The organism is Lachnospiraceae bacterium GAM79 (assembly GCA_020735665.1).
GTDB lineage: Bacteria > Bacillota > Clostridia > Lachnospirales > Lachnospiraceae > Coprococcus.
On the sequence record CP085928.1, the window covers coordinates 1486558 to 1509860 of the forward strand.

Genomic DNA, 23303 nt, shown 5'->3' on the forward strand with positions numbered 1-23303 from the left:
ATTCCCACCACCGCCCAGCAGACCCTCCCTTACCGGGAAATGTACCGGGACGGGGTGTGCCGGGTAGCGGACCGCTATTACACCAAAACCATTGAATACGAGGACATCAACTACCAGCTCGCACAGTCCGAAGATCAGGCAGCCATCTTTGACGGGTGGAGCGCCTGCCTCAACTACTTTGACAGCAGCCTTCCGTTCCAGCTTTCCTTCCTCAACCACCGGAGCCGCCCGGGCAGCCGGTACAGCGTGAACATCCCCATGCAGGACGATGATTACAACAGCGTCCGGTGTGAGTATGTGGAAATGCTGGAAAACCAGATCGCCAAAAGCAACAACGGCATTGTCCGCACAAAGCTCCTGACCTTCGGCGTGAATGTGGACGACCTTCCCACCGCCAGGGCAAGGCTGGAACGTGTAGAGGCGGACATTTGCGGGAACTTCAAAAAGCTGGGCGTCAAGTGCCGCTCCCTTTCGGGGCTGGAACGGCTGGAGCTTCTTCACGGGCAGCTCCACCCCGGCAGCGGCTCCCCCTTCCGGTTTTCATGGGATATGATCCCCAAAACCGGGCTTTCCACCAAAGACTTTATCGCCCCGGACAGCTTCGACTTCCGTTTCAGCCGTCTGTTCCGGGTGGGGACGACTTGGGGTGCCGCCTCCTACTTGCAGATTTTGGCCTCGGAGCTCTCGGACAAGCTGCTGGCGGAGCTTTTGGAAATGGATGCGGAAATGACCATCACTCTCCATATCCAAACCGTCGATCAGGCCGCCGCCGTAAAATCCATCAAGGCCAAAGTCTCCGACATTGACAAGATGAAGGTGGAGGAACAAAAGAAGGCAGCCCGGTCAGGGTACGACATGGACATACTTCCACCCGACCTTGTAACGTACAGCAACGACGCAAAGACCCTCTTGGAAGATTTACAGAGCCGGAATGAGCGAATGTTCCTTCTGACCTTCCTTGTGGTAAACATGGCCCCGACCCGCCGGGAGCTGGACAATGACCTGTTCACGGTGTCGGGTATCGTCCAGAAATACAACTGCACCTTGAAGCGGCTGGACTTCCAGCAGGAGGATGGTTTTCTTTCCAGCCTTCCGCTGGGCCATAACGGCATTGAGATCAAGCGCGGCATGACGACCAGCTCCACGGCCATTTTCGTTCCCTTTATGACGCAGGAGCTCCGCATGGATGGCGAAGCCGTCTATTACGGGCTCAACGCACTTTCCCATAACGTCATCATGGCAAACCGGAAAAAGCTCAAAAACCCCAACGGCCTGTTCCTCGGCGTGCCGGGCTCCGGCAAATCCTTTGCCGCAAAGCGGGAGCTTGTGAACGTGTTCCTTGCCACCCGTGACCGGATCATTGTGGTAGACCCGATGGGCGAATACTCGCCCCTTATCAAGCGGCTGGGCGGACAGGTCATCGAGATCGCCCCGGACAGCCCCCACCACATCAATCCGATGGACATTGACCTAAGCTTTGACGAGGAAAACCCGATGGCGCTGAAAGCCGACTTTATCCTGTCGCTGATGGAGCTGATCGTTGGCGGCAAGGATGGCTTGCAGCCGGTGGAGCGGACCGTCATTGACCGCTGTGTACGCCAGATGTACCGGGAACATTTGCAGGACCCGGAAACAAGCAAAATGCCGACCCTCCAAACCCTGTATGACCTGCTCTGTTCCCAGCCGGAGGGCGAGGCGGTACGGCTGGCAACTGCCCTTGAAATCTATGTGTCGGGTTCCCTTAACGTGTTCAACCATGAAACCAATGTGGACTTAAACCGCCGTCTGGTATGCCTTGACTTAAAAAAGCTGGGGGCCGGGCTTCGGACGATTGCCATGCTCATTATGCAGGACTTGGTAAACTCGCAGGTGTCCATGAATTTCCTCCGCGGTATCGCTACATGGTGCTACTTCGACGAGTTCCATGTGCTGCTCCGTGACCGGCTGACGGCAAGCTACTGTGTGGCGATCTGGAAAATGCTGCGAAAAAAAGGGTGCGTTCCCAGTGCTTTAACGCAGAACGTGAAGGATTTTCTGGCAAGCCCGGAGATCGAGAACATCTTTGAAAACTCGGACTTCCTTGTGCTGCTCTCGCAGGCACAGGGGGACCGGCAGATTTTAGCCAAACAGCTTGGGATCAGCCCCCACCAGCTTTCCTATGTGACCCATACCAATTCCGGCGAAGGGCTGCTGTTCTTCGGGAATACCACCATCCCGTTTGTTGACCGCTTCCCGCAGAATACCGAGCTGTACGCCATTATGACCACCCGCCCGGAGGACAAAAAACAGGAAATGAACCGGGCATAACGCACTTCGGGCCATGATGGCCCGAGGTTTGGAAAGGAGGGATACATCATCGGAAAGAAACCGGATAAACGGAATTTTCAAAGGCCGGGGCCGACGGAGGATACCGGGAGCAATCGCCCCGGACCGGCTGAACGGGAAGGGCCTTCCCCCGCACCATCCCGACGCCTGCGGTTTAAGGACGAGGATACCGGGCAGGACAGTCCTTCGGGCCATGATGGCCCGAAGTCCAAAAGCGGCAAGTTTCAAGAGGACAGACGGAAAAGCCGTCCCTCTGACCGCATGAGGCAGGAAGATGAAGCGGACGGGCCGCAGGATACCGGCAAGGCACAGGAGCCGGAGGGCTCCGCCGAGAAGGCCGGGAGCAAAAAGGACAAGTACCAGAAAGCACAGGCAAAAGCGGAACACGCCGGGGAAAAGCTGGGAAAGGCCCGGGAGAAACTGGACAAGACCGAGGCAAAACGGGCAGCGAAGAAGCCGCCGGGGCTTGCGAAGAAAGCTGTCCGGGGAGCCCGCACCGAAGCATGGTTTTATCTCCACAACAAAATCCACGAAGTTGAGCATGAAAATGTGGGTGTGGAAGGAGCCCATAAGTCGGAACTTGTGGCCGAGGCCGGAGCCCGGAAACTGACCCGGTATGCCAAACGGAGATACCGGGAACACCCGGCCCGGAAGGTGGCAAAGTGGGAACGGAAGGACATAAAAGCCCGGGCCAATGTGGATTTTCAAAAGATGGCCTCCGATCACCCGGAGCTTGCCAGCAATCCGCTTTCCCGTGTGCAGCAGAAATGGAAACTGAAACGCCGGTATTCCAAAGAAGCAAAGGCGGCTGCAAAACAGGGCGCAAAGGCCGCAAAGAAAACCGCTGCCGCTTCGGGAACTGCGACCCGTCGGGCGGCGCAGTTTGTGACCCGTCATCCCGTGGCGGTGCTGGTCCTGCTCCTGCTGTTGCTGCTCTGTTTTCTTGTGTCGGCGGTAAGTTCCATCTTCCCCACGCTTGGCAGCGGCCTCGCCAATGCGTTATCCGGCACCTCCTACGCCTCGGAGGATACGGACCTGCTGGGGGTGGACGAGGACTACACAGCGCTGGAAAACGAGCTGGCGCAGACGGTAGCGAACATCGAAAGCACCCATCCCGGCTATGACGAGTACCGCTATTCCGTGGACGAGATCGGCCATAACCCCTATGAGCTGGCGTCCTATCTCTCGGCAAAGTACCATGTGTATTTCCGTGAACAGGTGCAGGACGAGCTGCGGGAGATTTTCGAGGCACAGTATGAACTGACCTTGACGGAGGAAGTCGAGATACGCTACCGCACCGAAACCAGCACCGACCCGGAGACCGGGGAAACCACCACCGAGGAAGTTCCCTATGAGTATTACATTCTCAATGTGACCCTCACAAACAAGACGCTGCCTGCCGTGATCCTGCCGAGGCTTAACGAACAGCAGCGGGAAATCTACACCGTTATGCAGCAGCTCAAAGGCAACAAACCCTATCTGTGGGAAGGGATTTACAACGGTGGCGAAGATACCGGCCCCAGCTATGAGATACCCGGCGAGGCGCTGGATGACCCGGCTTTTGCGGCGCTCATGGAAGAAGCCACAAAGTACATCGGCTGGCCCTATGTGTGGGGCGGCTCCAGCCCGTCCACCTCCTTTGACTGTTCGGGCTTTGTCTGCTGGGTGTACACGGCCAGCGGCGTCCACAACCTGCCCCGTACCACGGCGCAGGGCATTTACAACCAGTGTGCTATCATTTCTCCCTCCGAGGCAAAGCCCGGCGACATTATCTTTTTCACGGGAACCTATGACAGCCCCGGCCCTGTATCCCATGTGGGGATTTATGTGGGCGACGGGATGATGCTCCATTGTGGTTCGCCCATCCAATACGCAAACATCAATTCAAGCTACTGGCAGACACATTTCTATGCCTTCGGGCGTTTGTGAGCCAGAGGAAAGGAGTCCTTGCATGAACAAAATCGACAAGCTCGATAAGGAACTGGAAAAAGCCCGGGAGAAGGCCGCCGAATGGCAGGCCAAAATCCGGGAGCTGGAAAAGCAGAAACAGGAGGAAGAAAACAGCCAGATCGTGCAGGCGGTGCGCTCCCTCAAACTGACGCCCGCCCAGCTTATGGCTTTTCTGAATGACCCCAAAAACAGCCTTACCGCTTCGGGCCATACTGACCCGAAGCCGGAGGCACCCGAAAAGGAGGACACGGCCCATGAAGAAAACTAAATTTCGCAGGCTGGCGGCGATGGCTGCCAGCCTTTTGTGTTGCCTGATCTTTACAGTCCCGGCTTATGCACAGAGCAGCGAGCCGCAGCCGGAGACAGCTCCCTCCCCGGCAGAAACCGAAGCAGAGCCGGAAACCCAGAACCCCTTTACCCCGGACGGGACGGGAACCGTGGTGGACAACGCCACCGACGAGGATGGAAAGGAGTTCTACACCATCACCACAGCAGACGAGAGCGTGTTTTATCTGGTGATCGACAAACAGAAAACCAGCGAGAACGTCTATTTCCTCAATACCGTTACCACAGACGACCTTCTGCCTCTTGCTGAACAGGGTAAGGAACCGCCCAAAGAAGTGACCCCTGAGCCAGAGCCAAAGCCCACCGAACCGGTGGAGGAAGTACCGGAACCCAAGCCGGAGAAAAAGGACAGCCCCCTTCTCTCTCTGCTCTTGATCGGTGCGGTGGTGCTGGCCGGCGGTGGAATTGGTTACTATTTCAAGATTTACAAGCCGAAGCATGAAGCCCCGGATTTGGAAGATGATTACTGCGAATATGAGGACGGGGAGCTGGAGGAGATCGCAGAGGAACCCGAGGACGAAGATACCCCGCCATGGGAGGAAGATACGGAGGAATGAGAATGAATTTTACAAGCAGCCCTTTTGAACGAATGATGAAGGAAGTACCGCACCCCGGCTGGGACAATGACGACCCTTGTAAGGGATGCCGTTATTACAAGGAGTGCAAAGGAAAGAAAAAACAGTGCCGGAAGAAGTTCCGGGCGCTGATCGTGGAGCCCCGCCCTTCGGGCCATCGTGGCCCGAAGTCATAAATGGACGCCCGGGAGCTGACCCGTGACGAGAAGAAGAAAATCCGCACTCTGGTCACGGGGATGTGCGCCAACTATGACCGGGAAAGCGGCCTGTGCCTTCCTCTTGACTGTGCCTGCTATATGCTGCACAAGTGCTGGACAGGGGCGTACTGCCGTTACTTCCGTGAGGCTGTCCTGCCCCTTAACCCGGAGCTTCAAGCGGCGCTGACAACGGAAGGCATCTCCCCGGAGTTGCGGGCCTGTGCGGTCTGCGGAAAGGCATTTTTGCCCGAGGGGCGTCAAGCCTACTGCTCCGACGCCTGCAAGGCCGAAGGGAACCGACGGAAAAGCCGGGAACGCATGAGGAAACTGCGGGAGAAAAGGCCGGGCGGCTGTTACGATTTGCCGCCTCCAAAGGCTTGACATTCCGGGCTTTTTTGAGGGTGTTTCCGGGGTGGGAATATCTTATTACATTCCTCCCCGGTCTGCCCTCTTATTTCGTAACATCCAGCACTTCGGGTCATGTTGGCCCGAGGCACAGAAAGGAGGAATCTCTTGGAGACAGTACAAGGATATGTGATTTTGAAAGCTGCCACCTTTGAAACCGGACACGGCTTTGCGCTGGGGCATAATCCGGGAGCGCCGAGCCCCTTTGTGACCTGGCAGTTTACCGAGGGGGAAAACGGCCATCGGGATTACTACTGGGGCCGCTATGGAACCAGTCAGGCGTGGGCGCAGAGGGACTTTGACCGCCGGGTGGACGACTATCAGCAGTTTTACCATGCGGCGGTCAAGCATACCGAGCTGGGACCGGAGGGCGTTTACCGCTATTATTCCACCCAGCGGCCCGTGGACATAGGAACTTACCCGAAGCCGCCGGATAACCAGCCTCTTTCCATCGTCAACTACGATGATGACAGGCGGCGTCCTGTGGCAGACGGCAGGCTGATGGCATGGGGCGAACTGACCTACGCAAAGCCGCTGACCGAAAAGCAGATGGAGGATTATGAGCTGAAACCAGCACCGGGCAATCCTGACCGGGTGCGCCCATCCATTACTGCCCGGCTCAAAGATGAAACCAGAGGGCAGGAACCCCCGAAGGAACCCGGCCAGAAGCGAAACCATAAAAACCATGAGGAACGATAAAGGAGGATCGCCATGCACGAAAAAGACAACTATCTGAAAACCGCCGAGCTCTCCACAGAGCAGAACTGCAACATGATCGACGGCGTACCCAACAACACGCCCATCCCGCCCACGCCCCCGGAGTTGGACACAAAACCGCTGGATAAGGTAAAGGAGCCCAAAGAACGCCGGAAAGGCCGGGAGCTGGAACGCTGATGGAGAACCGCAAGCGGAATGTCCATCTGCACGTCATGGTAACACCGGACGAGCTGGCGGCCATCCATGAGCGGATGGCCGAGGCGGGCATTTCCAACGCCGGGGCTTATGTACGGAAAATGGCTCTGAACGGGTATATCCTGCACATCGACCTTACGCCCGTAAAAGAGCTGATCTCTCTGCAACGGCGCTGTTCCAACAATCTCAATCAGGTCGCCGTACACGCACACACCTATGGCGTGTACCCGGAGGAAATCGACGGATTGAAGCGGGACTATGAAAAGCTGTGGGGCGAGGTGTCAAAGGTGCTGCGGGAGCTTTCCGAGCTGGTGGCAAAGTAAGACGAGGGCGGCAGGCTTCCGTTGCGGAGCTTGCCGCCCTGCTCTTTTTTTACCACTTCGGGCCAGTATGACCCAAAAGTTTGGGACAGGATTTACTAATCTTTCGCAACATTTATGTCCCCGGGCAAGCATGATAAAATAGAGGTAGGAAGGATAGATAAAGGAGGTTTTGAAGATGAAGATACTGCTGAAAATATTGGTTGCTCCCTTTGCTTTAGCGTTGTCCCTTCTGGCGGCTCTGCTGGTGTTCCTATTTGATATTTGTGCCGTCCTGCTGACGATTGCCTCTGTGATCCTGACGGTGCTGGGTGTCGCTCTCTTTTTCACGCCGACGCCCATAGGCGGGATTGTATTTCTGTTTCTTGCCTTCCTTCTTTCGCCGTATGGACTGCAAGCGGCGGCGGGCTCCCTTCTTTGGGCGCTGGACGGAGGCAAATCCGCTCTGTACCGGTTTCTGGCAAGTTAAGCAGCCTCGGGCCATACTGGCCCGAAGTCGGGGCGGTCTGAATGGGCCGCCCCTTTCTCATGGAAAGGAGGAATGATTTTTGGCTACCACAACTTTGTTACAGCGCCATGCGGGCGAAGGCGAAACGATTGCTGAGGCTATCCGGGATTGTCTGGACTATGGCAAGGACCCGGAGAAAACAGAAAGCGGAAAGTATATCTCCGCTTATGAATGTGATCCGGCCACCGTGGCGGACGAGTTCCTTTTGGCAAAGGCCAGCTATGCCGCTATGACGGGCCGGGAACAGAAGAAAGAAAATAATGTGCTGTGCTATCAGATACGACAATCCTTCTATCCGGGCGAGATCACCCCGAAGGAGGCGAACCGTATCGGCTATGAGCTGGCTATGCGCTGGACAAAGGGGCGGCACGCTTTTATCGTTACCACGCATACCGATAAGCAGCACATCCATTGTCACATTTATTACAACTCCACCACCCTTGACTGCACCCGGAAATTCCGAAATTTTTGGGGCTCCAGCTTCGCCCTTCGGCGGCTCTCTGACAGGCTGTGCCTTGAAAACGGGCTATCCATCGTGGAGAACCCGAAGCCCCGGAGCAAGGGCAAGTATCGGAACTATGGAGAGTGGCAGAAAGACCGGAAAGGGCCGCTTTCCTATCAGGACAGGCTGCGCCTTGCCATTGATACTGCGTTGGCGGAACGCCCCGCTGATTTGGACGAATTTCTCAATTTGATGAAGCGGGCCGGGTATGAGGTCAAGACGGTTCGGGGCGGCGGTATCAGCTTCCGGCTGACCGGGCAGGGACAGGAACGCTTCACCCGTCTGCGTGCCTCCACGCTGGGGGACGGCTACGACTTGCAAGATGTTCTGTCCGCCATTGAGGGCAAAGAAAAACGCCCCGGGCGCTCGGAGCGGAAAATCAGTCTGGCGGTGGATATTCAAGCAAAGCTGGCTGCCGGTAAGGGGCCGGGATATGAACGCTGGGCGAAGGTATTTAACATTAAGCAGATGGCCGCCGCTCTTGCCTATATACAGGACAATAACCTGACCGATTATGAGCAGTTGGCGAAGAAAGCCACCGAGGCGGCAGACCGTTTCCATGTTATTTCCGAACAGGTCAAGCAGACGGAGCAGGCCATGAAAACCAATGCCGGGCTAAAGGCCGCAACGGTTCAGTATGCCAAAACCCGCCCAGTCTTTGAGCAGTATAAGGCGACGAAGTACAGCCGGAAATTCCTTGCGGAGCATGAGGCCGACCTTGAACTGTACCGGGCTGCACAAGCGGAAATGCGCTCTCTGCTGGGCGGGGCGAAGCTCCCCAAAATGGATGTGCTGAAGGAAGAAGGCCGTAAGCTCACAGCAAAGAAAAAACAGCTCTATGGAGAATATCAAAAGGCACGACGGGATATGCAGGAGATCGTCACGATCAAAGCGAACATTGACACTCTGATGGGCTACACCGAACCGGGAAGAAAGCAGGAAAAGGAGCGTTAAGGTTATGAAAACAAGGAGCAAAGCGACGCTGACACTTCGGGCCATGTTGGCCCGAAGATACGGGTTTGGGGCGAGCCCCAACAAGCCGCCTTTGTGCCACTTGTGGCCACAGAGGCATTGCTTGCCACTTAGCGGCACCCCCGAAAATGGCGCAAAAAAACAGAGGCCCTTATTCTGGAACCTCCGTTTCTCTGGCTTTCTTGAGCCCTTCGGCTGTGGCCTCCATGACAACAAGCTCTTTCTCGTTCATGGAATTTAGGAGCACATCAATATGCTTTCTGCAAGAGCTTGACCTTGCCCCTCCGTCCGCATGAATAAACTGGTCAACTGAAACGTCAAACATAGTAATGAGTTTAACAAAAAGGTCGAAGCTGGGATACTGACCTTTGTTCTCAATATTCATAATGGTACGGGAGTCACGGTCTACCAATTCCGCAACATAGGCTTGCGTCCAGCCCTTTTCTTCTCTGGCCCGTTTGAGAGCCGCCCCGAGGCCGTGAAAGTCAAACCTTCTTTCATTTTGGTTCATTCTCATATCACCCTATATCATTGTACATTTCGGGTTGGATTATGAGAATGTAATGAAATTTTACATAAAGTAGTATTTCATTTCATCAATGTGCAGCCTCCAACTTGTACTATTCGAGGTAAAGAACTATAATGTATTCTGTGGAGGCGCGAAATGGACTATATGACATTGAAAGGGGCCGCCGAAAAGTGGGGCGTGACACCTCGTAGGGCAAATTATTATTGTGCTGGTGGACGTATCCCCGGTGCTGTGAAAATGGCTGGTGTTTGGCTGATCCCTAAAGCTGCGGAAAAGCCGATTGATGGCCGGACAAAACAAGGGAGGTTGCTGAAACATGAATAGTGTTTTGATTATAGACGATGACAAGAAACTTTGTGCCTTGATGAAAAAATGTGTGGAACAAGAAAATTTATCTGCGGTAGTAGCACATGGCGGCTTAGAGGGTCTGAGGCTACTGGAAAAAAACAAGGATACCTGTTCACTAATTATTCTGGATGTGATGATGCCAGATATGAACGGGTTTCAAGTATTGCAGAAAATCCGAGAGAAAAACAATGTGCCGGTGCTGATGCTGACCGCCAAAAGCGACGAAGAAGATAAGGTTTCTGGTCTGCGGCTGGGAGCGGACGATTATCTGACAAAGCCGTTTGGAATTAACGAACTAATGGCTCGTGTCAATTCTCTAATCCGGCGCTATACCACCTTAAACCCTGTGACCGGAAACGAAGCCGCCACCATGCTTCTGAAAGATATGGTAATTGATAAAATCAACCGAACCGTAACGGTTCAAAATCTCCCGGTAGACTTGACCGGCAAAGAGTTTGATTTGCTTCTATTTTTGGCGTCCAACAAGGGTCGGGTCTTTACTAAAAAACAACTTTATACGCAGGTGTGGACAGAAGAATATGATTTTGACGACAATAACCTCATGGCATTTATCAGTAAACTGCGAAAAAAAATCGAGCCAAATCCAGAACAACCTTTTTATATTCAGACTGTCCGCGGTGTAGGGTATCGCTTTAACAAGGAGGCATGAGCATGGAAATTAACCTTTATCTATTGTTGTCCTTATTGATTGCTTTGCTGGTAATCAGCTATCTTTTGGGAAAACTTCACCGCGTCCGTGGTCAGCTTTTTCTTATTAGGGATGCCCTAAACGATATAAAAGCCGGGAATTTGAACCGCCGTGTATTGGTGCGGGAAAGCGACCTGACAAAACAAATCTGTTATGATATTAACGAGATTGCCATGAGCAGCCAATCTCGGCTTATACAGCAAAAGCAATCCGAACAGGCTTATAAACGGCTTATGACAAGCCTTTCCCATGATGTAAAAACCCCTCTTGCTTCTCTGGTTGGATATTTGGAGGCTGTGGAAAGCAAGATGGTAACAGGAGCTGAGAAGGAAGAATACATTCGGGTGGCTATGGAAAAAGCCCACCACCTGAAAGATTTTGTGACCGCCCTGTTTGAATGGGTGAAGCTGGATGCCGGGGAACAGATTTTTCATTTTGAGGTCTGCGACCTGAATGAGCTTTCCCGTGACATCATGGCTGATTGGGTGCCGCTGCTGGAAAACCACGATCTTAGCTATGAAATTGAGATACCCGAAACAGAATACATGACACGGGTTGACTCTACCGCCTACACTCGTATTCTCAATAATTTACTGCAAAATATTCTGACGCACAGTGATGCAAGCAAAGTTTTCCTGACCGTGACTGAAACTGAGCAGCAGGCAAAAATCGTTGTTGCTGATAACGGCAACGGGATTGCCGCCTCTGATCTCCCGCATATCTTTGAACGGATGTATCAATGCGATCACTCCCGTTCTGCCAAAGGGAACGGGCTGGGCCTTTCGATTGCCAAAGAGTTAGTCAGTATTCATAAAGGAACGATTACAGCCGCTAGTGTTCCCGGAAACGGAACAACCTTTATCATCATACTTCCGAAAGCTCTGTGATCCCACGGAGCTTTTTTTGAAAAAATTTTATCTCGGCAAGGTTATGGCAAGGTTTGCGTTTTATAATTGGAACCATGAAAGGAGGAAACCGTATGACGATTATTACAACTGAAATCCAGAAATGGAAACGGAATAAAATTGTCTGGTGCATTTTGGCTCTAACACTTCTGCTTGGAGCGTTTGCGATTGAAAGGGCTTGCAGCATTTCAAGGAGCAGTCCCTTTATGGATAGTTTTGGCGACCTTTACACACTGGCCTTTAAGAATCTGTCCAGCCTGTTTCTGCCGATTGTGCTGGGAATGTTTGCAACGACACTGTTTTTCGATGAACACAAAAATGACACGATGAAAGAACTGCTTATCATCCCTATTACAAAAGCACAGCTATACTTTTCAAAAGTCGCTGTGGTTATTCTGATGTCCGTAGGACTGTGCCTGATTACTTTTCTTTTGTGTGTTGTCGGTGGGCTGATTGCCGGAGGCTTTCCCGATCTGAACGCCCAAACACTGATGGACGCTGGTCTTTTGTATCTGGCAGGTGGTATTCTGATTCCCATAGCCATGCTTCCGATTGTGTTTCTTTCCACGCTGTCAAAGGGATATATCCTGCCCATTGGCGCAACGCTGCTTTATCTGATTCCCGTAGTCATTGCCCCGGCTTATCTTACGGGAATACACCCGCTGGCAAGCGTGATGGGGATTTATCCCCATATTTCCGAAGCGGCCGCAGCTATGGTAGAAAGCCTGATGCAAGGCGTTTTATTCAATACTTCGCCGCTTGTTTGTGTCGGTTCGCTGCTCTTGATCGGTGCTACATTTGCCGCCGCATCCGTAGTGGCTCTAAAAAAGCAATCTTACTGAAAGGAAAGACCTATGAAACGATTGAGTTGTTTATTACTCGGTATTCTGCTTGTTTTTTCTCTTTGTGCCTGCCAGCAGGCCGCTCCATCTTCCGGCGAGGCTCCCGACCAACAGGCCATTACGGAAGAAGCAACCGAATACTTTAACCAAATGATGGATGGAGATTTTGAAACTTTCTTCAATGCGTTGCCGCCGGGCGTACAGGACAATATTTCTGCGGAGACGATACAGGAAACATGGGAAGAAGAAGTCGATAAGCTGGGCGGGCTGCCGGAGAACACTTCCCCGGATGTGTCCTGCTATGTGCCGGAACACTCTGACCAAATCCGTGTTGAATTTGTCATTCCTTGTGACAAAGGCAATTTCAAAGTATTCATCAACTATTTCCCGGATGGCAGCCTTTACAACTATGTTATCTGGAAGAACGAAACAAAATGAGAAAGCGAGGCATTTTTATGAGTGATCTTGTGATTGAAACCAAAAAGCTGACAAAGATTTACGGGGAACAAACTGCCGTTAATTCTGTGAATCTTCATGTAAAACCGGGCCGGATTTATGGACTTTTAGGACGCAACGGAGCCGGTAAAACCACAATTATGAAAATGATTTTGGGCCTTACACCAATCACTTCCGGCGAAGTAGATGTGTTCGGACAGAACATCAAAGGCCATGAGAAACGCATTTATCCCCGTATTGGAGCCATCATCGAAACTCCCGGTTTTTATCCGAATCTGACCGGCACAGAAAACCTTGAAATTTTTGCGAAGTTACGAGGGACACCCCAGCCCAATGCCGTCAAGAACGTGCTGGAAGTTGTGGGATTGCCCTACAAGGACAAAAAGCTGTTCAGTAAGTATTCCCTCGGCATGAAGCAGCGCCTCGGTATTGCCAACGCTATTCTGCATGACCCGGAGCTTTTGATTTTGGACGAGCCGACCAATGGACTTGACCCTATCGGTATAGCCGAAGTGAGGAACTTTATTAAGAATTTAAGTGTGGAGCGTGGCAAAACCATCCTAATTTCCAGCCATATACTTTCCGAAATTTCACTGTTGGCAGATGACATAGGCATTATCGACCACGGGGTTCTGCTGGAAGAAAGCAGCATGGAAGAATTAGAAAAGAAAAATCGGAAATACATCCAGCTTCAAGTGTCGGATATTCCAAAAGCCTCTTTAATTTTGGAAAGGCAATTCCATGTGACCGATTATGCGGTGCAGGACGAACACAACCTGCGGCTTTATGACACCGCACTGGATATGGCGGCAATCAACAAGGCCCTTGTGGTGCAGGATGTAGCTGTTATCAGCTCCCAAATCTGCAATGATACCCTTGAGGATTATTTCAAACAGATCACAGGGGGAGAGGGAATTGCTTAAACTGATACAAGTTGAATTTCTAAAACTGCGCCGGAGAAAGTTTATCTGGCTCATGCTGCTGGCGGCGCTCTTTATGCCACTGGCTGCCGTATTTTACTTTTCAAGTGTCAAAGGAACCGGTGTGGACCCCATTATGTTTTACAAATGGACAGCGTTCAGCTATACCCCGTGGATCATCCTACCGGTAGTGCTGGGGATGTTGTGTACCATGCTGATGTATAACGAAAACCAGTATGATATGCTCAAACAGCTTTGGATTGTACCGGTCAATAAAATGGCATACTTTTTCAGCAAGTTTGCTGTGGTGCTGGTGTATTCCATTTGCTTTATGCTAGTTACCGCAACGGCGTCCATTCTGACCGGCATACTATCCGGTTATATTCCCTTTGACAGTGAAAGTGTCCTTTATCTTTTGCGGAAGTGTATGGAAATTTCTCTGTTGACCGCCTTTGCGATGTTACCAGTACTGGCGGTTGCCGCAGCGCAAAAGGGCTATATTCTCCCTGTTTGCCTGACGCTGATTTATACATTCCTCGGCTTTATCCTCTTGATGGTGAATATGTACCTACATCCGCTGTCCAGTATGACCGCTATTGTTATGTATGATATTCCGGGTGTTGTATTCGATCAGCCATTAAATATTCCAGCCGCATTTCTGTGTATTGGTGTATGGGCTGCTGCTTCGGCTGTATTGGCGAATGTGGCATTGGTTCGGAGAAAGTGAGGTGCAAAAAATGATGAAAGATTTGCTTTGGGCGGAGAGTCAGAAACTCCACCGTTCCAAAATACTCTGGATTGCTGGGTTTGCAACAGTCATGGTAGGGTTGATCGTCTTTGCACAGGGACAGTTTACATTCTATGACCGCCGATATATTGACGGGGCTGGATGGTTTATGACAGCGGCCCAATCCCTTGCTACCTTTTATGTTCTGCCTGCTGTAATTGCCCTATTGGGAAGTTATATGATTTGCCGGGAGGAACAGGAGGATACCTTAAAATCTCTGCGGCTCATTCCCGTAGATGAAGTGAAACTGACACTTGCCAAAATGATACTTGCCTTTGTGTTCAGCGTTCTGATTTACCTTTTACTTTTTGCAATTACCTTTCTTGTCGAGGCAGTTTTGCATTTAGAAGCACTTTCCGTTGGCCTTGTGTTAGAAAATCTGAAAATATATTTTCTGGATGGGGTAGGCGTATTCTTTGCAATTTCTCCTATTATCGCTCTGGTAGCGCGGATGAAAAAGGGGTATTGGCTGGCTCTGGTATTTGCAGAAATTTATTCGTTTGCTGGATTATTTGCGAGTATGTCCCAGCAGTTAAAGACGGTATATCCCATGACAGCCGTTTTCAATATCTCTGGTTATTATAATGCAAATATGTTTCAGGTTTTAATCGGCGTTGTAATTCTGATGGTTTGTGTGATTTTGTCATTGTTAATTTTGAAAGGATTGAACCGCAAGACTAAATAAATGCAATATATCTAATGATCTGCCGGACGACGGCAAAAGAAAAAAAGCCGTCGTAAAGCAGACACATTTTCACGCGCCTATGAAGCGGCGGCTTTGATTTTCAGAGCCGCCGTTTCTTTTCGTCTATCCTAAACCAACGACGACCTAACACCGTGTAAATCCACGGCGGCATATAGGAGGATTGCCGCCGTGTCTATTTTTGTCTTTTTTCACAGTACCCATGATCTGCACCAGCTAAAAAAAGCGTAGCTCCCCCTCCGGGTTATTCCGGCTATGTATGCGAAATTTGTTGGAACCTTAACTATCATGTCATTTCATGCGTCCGTGTGGCTTCATGCCGCCCGGGCGCTTTTGTGTTCTTATGGGGCTGCTTCGGGTCATGTTGGCCCGAAGTCATTCCCCGGTGCCGCTCCCCGCCGCCTTCGTTTCGGTCACTCGTCAACCAACAACCGAAACGGAGGTCAATATGGCTATTATCAATTTGCGGGACTATTACCCATTCTATACATCGGATTGCTTCATGGAAGTATCGGAAGAAGTTGCAGAAATGTTCAAAGAGTTTGATCGTAAAGAGGCTGCTTATCGGCTGCGTACATACCGCCACAAAGCCTACTATTCCCTTGATCGGGATGACGGGCTGGAGCATGAGGCTGTCTTTGTCGCTTTATCTCCCCATGAACTGTATGAGCGGAAAGTGACCATGCAGGAACTTCACGCAGCGATTACCAGTCTGCCAGACAAACAGGCAAAACGGATTTATGCCCATTTCATTCTCGGCATGACCAAACAGGACATTGCCCGGGCAGAGGGCGTCCATGAAAAAGTAGTTCGTGTCGCAATCGAGCGAGGTCTGCGTCGCTTAGAAAAAATTTTGAAAAATTCTTTGTAAGGCGTACCGATTTAGGCCGGAAAATGAAATGGCTTATGAGAGGTAAAACACTTCGGCTCACAATGGCCCGAGGTTCAGACAAGCCTCATGCAGATTGAAAATTGAATAAAAAGACACCCGGATACGAAGGGGAACGCGCTGTGTGACAGACCCGCCATGACCTCGGATTTCAGAGAATACAGTCTTTGTAAAACTGAGCGAGCGAACAGGTCCATGCCATAGGTGGGGCAAGGCTGGCTCCACCGGAACAGGCGCAGAACCCGGATACTTGCGTTTAGTCACAGTCCGAGCGTTGAAGCGGCCTTGCAAGCCGTGAGCCGTCGCAGGCAATGAGAACGCCTTGCCATCAGAATGGGGAGAGTTGAAATACTATGGGGCATGAAGCCTATGTCCGTCCGATGTGTCTGAAATGAAGTGAAAACCTATGGGGAGCCCCCGGCAATGCTGTCTGATGATAGGCCAACCGATCCGGCGTGGCTCCCCATCTTTTCAAAAGAGGAGCACTTTATGGGAAATGCGTTTGGAATGATCCCCGGCTTGGAACCGGACGAATGGAGCAATGACGCCTGCCGTGGTTATGTCATTATGGCAATGGAGAACTGCGGATTTTCAAAGAAGGATATACGGCGTGTTGTGGGGCAGCTTTATGAAGTATTTGACCTCAACAGCGTGGAGGACGCCAAAGAAAAGTACCATTCCAGTCCTTACTGACCTCGGGCCACATCGACCCGAAGTGGAGAAAGCTCAAAGGGCGGCACCTGCGGGGTGCCGTCTTTTGACATTTCCCCACGGGACAAGTGGGAAAGGCTGGCATATACACGCACTTTCGCAAAGGAGGTTTTCAATGACGCAAGCTGTCACTTATGAACGAGAAACAAAGGCTGTCGCATTTCAAGGGAAGATCATTGTGCTGGAAAGCCTCACGCCGGTACTTCCCCCGAAGGAGAAAGCACAGCGCAAAAAAGAAATTGAGCGTTGTCTTTATGAGGTGTTCAGCAAATATGGGGACAGATTTCCCTAATCATTCGCAACATTGTTGTCCGGGGCTGCTGATGGTATAATATAGTTGTAAGGTTGGTAGCTCCATTCCAACAAGGAAAGGAGCCCAATATGGAATTTATCAGAGAAGATTGTATTTACGCAAGACAGTCAGTAGACCGCAAGGACAGTATCAGCATTGAAAGTCAGATTGACTTTTGCAAGTATGAATTGAAAGGTGGGAACTGCCGGGTATTCAAGGACAAAGGCTATTCCGGTAAAAATACGGATAGGCCGGAGTTTCAAAAGCTGTTGGGCGAGATTCGCAAGGGAAAGGTCAGGCGGGTCATCGTGTATAAACTGGACCGTATAAGCCGCTCTATTCTGGACTTTGCAACGATGATGGAGCTGTTTCAAGAGTACGATGTGGAGTTTGTATCCTCCACGGAAAAGTTTGATACTTCGACCCCGATGGGCCGGGCCATGCTAAATATCTGCATTGTATTCGCCCAGCTTGAACGTGAGACAATTCAGAAGCGTGTCACAGACGCCTACTATTCCCGGTGCCTGAAAGGCTTTCACATGAGCGGACAGGCACCATACGGTTATCAGTTAGAGCCTACTGTGGTAGAAGGTATCCGCACAAAGAAAATGGTTGCCGCCCCCGTAGCCGCCGACCATGTTCGGCTGATGTTTGAAATGTACGCTGAACCGGAAACCTCCTTCGGAGATATTACCCGATACTTCGAGGAACATGACATAAAAATTTATGGCAAATCCATGTTCCGTACATTTCTTTCCCAGCTTTTAAGAAACCCCGTTTACGCACAGGCCGATTTGGAGCTGTACGAATTTTTCAAGAGTCAGGGCGCAGCGATTGTCAATGACGCTTCTGACTTTGCCGGAACAAACGGCTGCTATCTCTATCAGGGACGGGATGTGAAGGAGGACAAGGACAGGTGCTTAAAAGACCAGATACTTGTTATCGCTCCTCATGAAGCACTCATTTCCTCTGACACATGGCTGAAATGTCGGAAAAAACTTATGGCAAATACCACCTTCCAGCAGGGACGAAAACCGAAGAACACTTGGATGGCTGGAAAAATCAAGTGCGGTCATTGTGGGTATGCTCTGAAAGCCACCCATGTACCAAACAGCACCGGGTATTTCCGCTGTACCAAACGGACGGAAAATAAAGGCTGTCCGGGCTGCGGGAAAATCCGCAAAGAAGAATTTGAGCAATTCATTTTCTCGGCCATGCAGGAAAAGTTCAAAGATTTTCAGATACTCCACGGCAGGGAGGAAAAAGTCAATCCGAAACTGACAGCCTATCAAGTGGAACTGGCACAGGTGGAGGCAGAAATTGAAAAGCTGCTGGATACGCTGACCGGAGCCAATGCGACCTTGCTTGCCTACGCTAACAAAAAAATTGAAGAACTGGACACCCGACGCCAGACCATTTCAAAGGCAATCGCTGAATTGAGCGTTGAAACCATATCTCCCCAGCAGATAAAGAAGTTATCCTATTATCTCGACAACTGGGACAGCATAGATTTTGACGACAAAAGAAAAGCCGCCGATGGTTTGATCTCTACGATCAAGGCCACCAGCGACCGTGTTCAGATAGAGTGGAAAATCTGACATTTCCGCTCTATCGCCCCTCATTTCTATTTTATCTTGTTTGTACCCCTTGTACACCGATGTTTAAAACATTCAATTTCCACAAACGGAATTTCTACCCTCTCTTGTGTATTTTCCGAAAGATTTGCTATATGTATCCAATCACCTGCAATACAAATACTATAATTTAACGTATCATCCTTATATATTTTTCGTATATTTTTATCTATCATTCGAATTAACATTGGTTTTGGAACATACCAATTTACAATTTCACATGTTTCATGGCCTTCTGCACATTTCATCTTCAACGGAGCTCCACATCCGCATTCACGTAAAATACCTTTGCTTATTCTTAATTCTTCTCCGCATTCTGAACAATACGGAACCTCATAAGAATCACATGTCTTACAAAATATTCTTGAAATTTTAGTAAACCATTTATCATTATCCAGTAAAGATAATTTATCGTTAGGTATTTGTAATGCATAATCATCATCTCTATTAAGGGCTGCAATAACTTGCGTTAAATACCAATTTAACTGAGTTATTTCTGATGTACTTACTCCAGTCCATTTAATTTCCTGTCCAACTTCCTTAAATATTTCTTCTGCTGGTTGACCTTTCAGATTTTCTATTTCTTCTAAAATAATACCTATTGCGTTTTCCGACCACTTAAATAACACTTGTGCTGGTAAATGTTTATATATTCCAATACTTCCATTTCGAACATTATATTTAATTGTTGCCTCTATGTCACTTGTAATTGACGAAATAAAACTTCCCGATGTATCCATACGATCATTTCTAATTCTATCTATTTCTTCCTCTTGCTCAATAGTAATTCCTCCCGCTCTTGAAACAATTGTTTTTTCTCCATCTTTTCCCTGTAATACAATCCTACTTATTGCCTTAAAATTTGTACATTTATCAATAGCTGACTTAGGCGGTTTTATTTGTACTATAGAATTTTTTAATACGTCCGCAATATATTTCGTAATGTATATTGTCATTTTTTCATGCTTACTAATACATGCTAAATATGTTTCTGTCCTTCCTATCCATAAGCATCCTCTATGTTGTTCCCAAATATTTGCATTTTTACCATTTTCATCTATATACATATATTCTCTGCTATAAACATATAAAATCTCTATACGATCCAAATATTCTTTAACAGATAATATTTTTAATTTTCTATATCCTGATAAATCTATATACTCCTCCTTATTTTCTAATTTTTTTATTATTTCATAATCGGATGCTTCCAATTTGCTGCCAAATGTCCACAATGTAAATGTAACTCGATCCCCATAAATATAATCATTTACATATTGCTCAATTTCCTCATCCGAAAGCCCTCCATAAGATAAAATTTTGCTGATTATTACACTTTTTCCTTTCCATTTATTTCCTTTTCGTCTATACACATTTTTTTAGCAATTTCATGTAATGCATACCACGGCAATGTTTGTAATTTTTGTTTTCTCTCTAATGTATCCATTCACAATCCTCCACATATAATATAATAAAGTAAAGAAATTTATTTCTTCATTACTTATTTAGTTTCCGTTTTTACATATCAATATTACAATTCTCGATCCCCTTAAATAAAGGGAATCAACACAATACTATTATTTTCACTTATACTTATTCAATTATTCCGATTCATGGATTTTAATTAGATCTGCCCCAAAAGGCATAAAAGAAATCCCCCCTCTATTCGATTATTTATATTTTACATATTACCCCTATTTATACGCAAAGTCAACATTCTTCGACATCAAAACGCTACTTTGTTTATCAATCAAAAAAGCCAGCCCAGCCTCCCCTTTTCCATCCAAGGTTCCGCCGTTCCAGCTCAATCTCATTTATCTCTATTAACCACCAATCTATACATTTCCCTGCATATGCTCACAACCACGATAGCGCCCACATATCCCAGTGCATCCAACACCAGATCAAAGGAATCAAAATGTCTCCCGACAATGAATATCCGAACGGACTGATCACACAACGATATACACATACAAGTTAATACTGCCAACACCAACATAGTCCAAATATTCTTCGCTGCAAATGCATAAAAAATACTAACACAGATGCCGATGATCAGGAATTCAAATACATGTGCCCATTGACGTACTGACCAATCCACAAATGCACTGACCCAGTTAAGGAAATTTTCCACAAGAGGCAGATGCCCCACTCTTTCCGAAAGGGCAACCGTATCATCCGGTGTCTGGAATGTCAAGTAGAATAATATACATAAAGTAATCAGGACAAATACAAGTGAAATGATCAATGGTTTTCTGGCTTTATTACCAATCAATTTCTTCAGCATAAACATCCCCCTTTTCCCAACAAAATCTAAAATTTTATACTCATAATGCAAAAACTTCATCCTAATCTGAAATCAAGAAAAAAGTCCCTCACCTCACAGCGAAGGACTATACTTTCAACTCAACCATTTATATACCGCGTATCGATCAGCGGTAAACTCTCACCCCCGACCATTTATATACCACATATCGGTCAGTGGTGAACTTTCTACTCTACCGTCACACTCTTTGCAAGGTTTCTTGGCTTATCAACATCCAATCCTCTGGCAACAGATACATAATAACCAAGCAACTGTAATGGCACAACTGCAAGACTAGCAGCGAAATGCTCATCCGTCTTCGGAACATATACAGTGAATTCCGCTGTGTCCTCGATGGAATAATTGCCTACGGTTGTAAGTGCCATAAGGGATGCACCGCGGCTCTTGCATTCTACCATATTACTAATCGTTTTCTCATAGAGTTCCGGCTGAGTCAGCACGCCGATTACAAGAATGCCGTCCTCAATCAGGCTGATCGTTCCGTGCTTCAACTCACCGGCAGCATATGCTTCAGAATGAATATAGCTGATCTCTTTTAACTTAAGGCTGCCTTCCAGACAAATCGCATAATCAATACCACGACCTACAAAGAAAATATCCTGTGCATTCGCCTGTTTGGCTGCAAACCACTGAATCCGCTCCTTATCTTCAAGAATTCTGCCGATCTTATCCGGAATCGTCTGAAGCTCTGTTATATATCCTGTATACTGTTCTTCTGTGATCTCACCACGAACTCTTGCAAATTCTATCGACAGCATATATCCCGCAATCAACTGTGCACTGTATGCCTTGGTTGTAGCAACCGCAATCTCCGGTCCGGCAAGAGTATAGAAAACATTATCTGCTTCACGGGCAATCGATGAACCTACAACATTCACGATACCAAGAGTCTTCACTTCCTGCTCTTTTGCAAGACGAAGTCCTGCAAGTGTATCTGCCGTCTCACCCGACTGGCTAACCACGATAACCAGATCATTTTTATTCAAAATAGGTCTTCTATAACGGAATTCCGATGCAAGCTCCACGCGAACAGGAATTCTTGCAAGATCTTCCATCACATACTGAGTAACAACACCTGTATGATATGCAGAACCACACGCTACGATAAATACCTGTGAAATGTTCTTAATATCTTCCTCACTCAAGCCCATATCGCTCAGGTCAATTCTGCCATCTTTGATCTTAGAATTCATCGTATCCAAGATAGCCTTTGGCTGCTCATGAATCTCCTTCATCATGAAATGCTCATAGCCACCCTTTTCGGCAGCTTCTGCATCCCATTTGATCTCAACCAGATCTTTTGGGATCTCATCGCCATCCAGATTGTAAAATGTTGCCTTACCGTCAGCCAGACGACCAAGCTCCATATTTCCAATGTAATAAACATTTCTTGTATATTTCAAAATAGCAGGAACATCCGATGCGATATAGCAATTCCCATCAGCAATACCAATAATCATCGGGCTGTCTTTTCTTGCAACATAGATTTCATTTGGATACTCTTCAAACATCATTGCAAGTGCATAAGAACCACGAATACGAACCATCGCATGATTAATCGCATCTACCGGTGTATGTTCATATTTCTTGTAATAGTAATCCACAAGCTTCACAGCAACTTCTGTATCGGTTGAAGAATAAAAAGAATAACCATTCTTAACAAGCTTCGCCTTCAGCTCCTGATAATTCTCGATAATTCCATTATGTACACCTACAACATTTCCATCATCACTTGTATGAGGATGTGCATTTGTCTCTGATGGTTCACCGTGCGTTGCCCATCTGGTATGTCCGATACCACAAGTGCCAAATACAGCATGTCCTGCATCTGTCTTCTCAATCAGACCTTTCAAACGTCCTTTTGCCTTAACGATCTTTATCGCTGAGGCATTATCTCTGACAGCAATACCTGCTGAATCATAACCCCTATACTCTAACTTTGACAGACCATCCAAAAGAATCGGTGCTGCCTGTTCCTTACCTACATAACCAACAATTCCACACATTTGTTTATTCTCCCTTGCTCATTATTTTTATCATCTGTATCAATACCTGAATGTATTATTATTGTCAGATTTATCTGCGATTGTATCACTCTTTGAAATGATATTCAATCTCTTCAATTTGAATTCGATATTTTCACGTGCTAGTAAAAAATTGTCAAAACCATGCTAATAGGCTTAACTGCATTCAATAATGTCAGCTTCTATTGTTTTTCTAATACAATATTTATAAATCTAT

At 48.3% G+C, this 23303-nt stretch carries 26 protein-coding genes; 22 read left to right on the plus strand and 4 right to left on the minus strand.

Annotated elements, in window-relative coordinates:
* Nucleotides 1-39: 39 nt before the first annotated feature.
* The 10 genes from LK416_06645 to LK416_06690 all read left to right on the plus strand — a co-directional run bounded on the left by LK416_06645 (nt 40) and on the right by LK416_06690 (nt 8993).
* Nucleotides 40-2307 (plus strand): DUF87 domain-containing protein, encoded by a 2268-nt coding sequence (locus LK416_06645; GenBank protein ID UEA75876.1) that lies wholly within the window; start codon nt 40-42, stop codon nt 2305-2307.
* Nucleotides 2308-2586: 279 nt separating this feature from the next.
* Nucleotides 2587-4254: an NlpC/P60 family protein gene (locus tag LK416_06650; GenBank protein ID UEA73400.1), complete on the plus strand. Its 1668-nt coding sequence runs from the start codon at nt 2587-2589 to the stop codon at nt 4252-4254.
* A 22-nt stretch (nt 4255-4276) separates the two neighbouring features.
* Nucleotides 4277-4543, plus strand: a complete 267-nt coding sequence (locus LK416_06655; GenBank protein ID UEA73401.1) for a DUF4315 family protein — start codon at nt 4277-4279, stop codon at nt 4541-4543.
* Nucleotides 4530-5177 carry a DUF4366 domain-containing protein gene (locus tag LK416_06660; GenBank protein UEA73402.1) on the plus strand — a complete coding sequence of 216 codons (648 nt, stop codon included), beginning with the start codon at nt 4530-4532 and terminating at the stop codon, nt 5175-5177. Before LK416_06655 ends, LK416_06660 begins: the two co-directional genes overlap by 14 nt.
* 194 nt (nt 5178-5371) lie before the next feature.
* Nucleotides 5372-5773, plus strand: coding sequence for a cysteine-rich VLP protein (locus tag LK416_06665; GenBank protein ID UEA73403.1), 402 nt, complete (start codon nt 5372-5374; stop codon nt 5771-5773).
* Between the two features lie 132 nt (nt 5774-5905).
* On the plus strand, nt 5906-6496 hold the full coding sequence (locus LK416_06670; protein ID UEA73404.1) for a hypothetical protein: 591 nt from the start codon (nt 5906-5908) through the stop codon (nt 6494-6496).
* Between the two features lie 12 nt (nt 6497-6508).
* Entirely contained in the window at nt 6509-6691 is a 183-nt protein-coding gene (locus LK416_06675; GenBank protein UEA73405.1) for a DUF4316 domain-containing protein, read from the plus strand.
* The gene (gene mobC / locus LK416_06680; GenBank protein UEA73406.1) at nt 6691-7032 is read left to right on the plus strand and encodes a plasmid mobilization relaxosome protein MobC; all 342 of its coding nucleotides are present in this window, start codon (nt 6691-6693) and stop codon (nt 7030-7032) included. Before LK416_06675 ends, mobC begins: the two co-directional genes overlap by 1 nt.
* A gap of 175 nt (nt 7033-7207) precedes the next feature.
* Nucleotides 7208-7498, plus strand: coding sequence for a CD1845 family protein (locus tag LK416_06685; protein UEA73407.1), 291 nt, complete (start codon nt 7208-7210; stop codon nt 7496-7498).
* A 79-nt stretch (nt 7499-7577) separates the two neighbouring features.
* Nucleotides 7578-8993, plus strand: a complete 1416-nt coding sequence (locus tag LK416_06690; GenBank protein UEA73408.1) for a relaxase/mobilization nuclease domain-containing protein — start codon at nt 7578-7580, stop codon at nt 8991-8993.
* A gap of 169 nt (nt 8994-9162) precedes the next feature.
* On the opposite strand, the gene LK416_06695 is transcribed toward LK416_06690, so the two are convergent.
* Nucleotides 9163-9528 (minus strand): helix-turn-helix transcriptional regulator, encoded by a 366-nt coding sequence (locus LK416_06695; protein ID UEA73409.1) that lies wholly within the window; start codon nt 9526-9528, stop codon nt 9163-9165.
* Nucleotides 9529-9675: 147 nt separating this feature from the next.
* On the opposite strand from LK416_06695, the gene LK416_06700 reads away from it, so the two are divergent.
* The 12 genes from LK416_06700 (at nt 9676) to LK416_06755 (ending at nt 18700) form a co-directional block, all read left to right on the plus strand.
* Entirely contained in the window at nt 9676-9864 is a 189-nt protein-coding gene (locus LK416_06700) for a DNA-binding protein (GenBank protein UEA73410.1), read from the plus strand.
* The gene (locus LK416_06705; GenBank protein ID UEA73411.1) at nt 9857-10558 is read left to right on the plus strand and encodes a response regulator transcription factor; all 702 of its coding nucleotides are present in this window, start codon (nt 9857-9859) and stop codon (nt 10556-10558) included. The genes LK416_06700 and LK416_06705 overlap by 8 nt, the downstream gene beginning before the upstream one ends.
* A gap of 2 nt (nt 10559-10560) precedes the next feature.
* On the plus strand, nt 10561-11484 hold the full coding sequence (locus LK416_06710) for a HAMP domain-containing histidine kinase (protein UEA73412.1): 924 nt from the start codon (nt 10561-10563) through the stop codon (nt 11482-11484).
* 92 nt (nt 11485-11576) lie between these two features.
* Nucleotides 11577-12344, plus strand: coding sequence for an ABC transporter permease (locus LK416_06715; GenBank protein ID UEA73413.1), 768 nt, complete (start codon nt 11577-11579; stop codon nt 12342-12344).
* A gap of 12 nt (nt 12345-12356) precedes the next feature.
* Nucleotides 12357-12782, plus strand: a complete 426-nt coding sequence (locus LK416_06720; protein UEA73414.1) for a DUF3887 domain-containing protein — start codon at nt 12357-12359, stop codon at nt 12780-12782.
* A 17-nt stretch (nt 12783-12799) separates the two neighbouring features.
* Nucleotides 12800-13723 carry an ABC transporter ATP-binding protein gene (locus LK416_06725; protein ID UEA73415.1) on the plus strand — a complete coding sequence of 308 codons (924 nt, stop codon included), beginning with the start codon at nt 12800-12802 and terminating at the stop codon, nt 13721-13723.
* Nucleotides 13716-14447, plus strand: coding sequence for an ABC transporter permease (locus LK416_06730; GenBank protein ID UEA73416.1), 732 nt, complete (start codon nt 13716-13718; stop codon nt 14445-14447). The genes LK416_06725 and LK416_06730 overlap by 8 nt, the downstream gene beginning before the upstream one ends.
* Nucleotides 14448-14460: 13 nt before the next feature.
* The gene (locus tag LK416_06735; GenBank protein ID UEA75877.1) at nt 14461-15192 is read left to right on the plus strand and encodes an ABC transporter permease; all 732 of its coding nucleotides are present in this window, start codon (nt 14461-14463) and stop codon (nt 15190-15192) included.
* Between the two features lie 466 nt (nt 15193-15658).
* Complete coding sequence (locus LK416_06740; protein ID UEA73417.1) at nt 15659-16081, plus strand: sigma-70 family RNA polymerase sigma factor; 423 nt, start codon at nt 15659-15661, stop codon at nt 16079-16081.
* 507 nt (nt 16082-16588) lie between these two features.
* Nucleotides 16589-16792 carry a hypothetical protein gene (locus LK416_06745; protein UEA73418.1) on the plus strand — a complete coding sequence of 68 codons (204 nt, stop codon included), beginning with the start codon at nt 16589-16591 and terminating at the stop codon, nt 16790-16792.
* Nucleotides 16793-16925: 133 nt separating this feature from the next.
* Nucleotides 16926-17102 carry a hypothetical protein gene (locus tag LK416_06750; GenBank protein UEA73419.1) on the plus strand — a complete coding sequence of 59 codons (177 nt, stop codon included), beginning with the start codon at nt 16926-16928 and terminating at the stop codon, nt 17100-17102.
* An 89-nt stretch (nt 17103-17191) separates the two neighbouring features.
* The gene (locus LK416_06755) at nt 17192-18700 is read left to right on the plus strand and encodes a recombinase family protein (protein ID UEA73420.1); all 1509 of its coding nucleotides are present in this window, start codon (nt 17192-17194) and stop codon (nt 18698-18700) included.
* Nucleotides 18701-18726: 26 nt separating this feature from the next.
* On the opposite strand, the gene LK416_06760 is transcribed toward LK416_06755, so the two are convergent.
* The 3 genes from LK416_06760 to glmS form a co-directional block, all read right to left on the minus strand.
* Entirely contained in the window at nt 18727-20109 is a 1383-nt protein-coding gene (locus LK416_06760; GenBank protein UEA73421.1) for a hypothetical protein, read from the minus strand.
* Between the two features lie 437 nt (nt 20110-20546).
* A complete protein-coding gene (locus LK416_06765) occupies nt 20547-21023 on the minus strand; it encodes a VanZ family protein (protein UEA73422.1) in 477 nt (158 codons plus the stop codon).
* A gap of 206 nt (nt 21024-21229) precedes the next feature.
* Complete coding sequence (glmS, locus tag LK416_06770) at nt 21230-23068, minus strand: glutamine--fructose-6-phosphate transaminase (isomerizing) (protein ID UEA73423.1); 1839 nt, start codon at nt 23066-23068, stop codon at nt 21230-21232.
* Between the last annotated feature and the right edge of the window lie 235 nt (nt 23069-23303).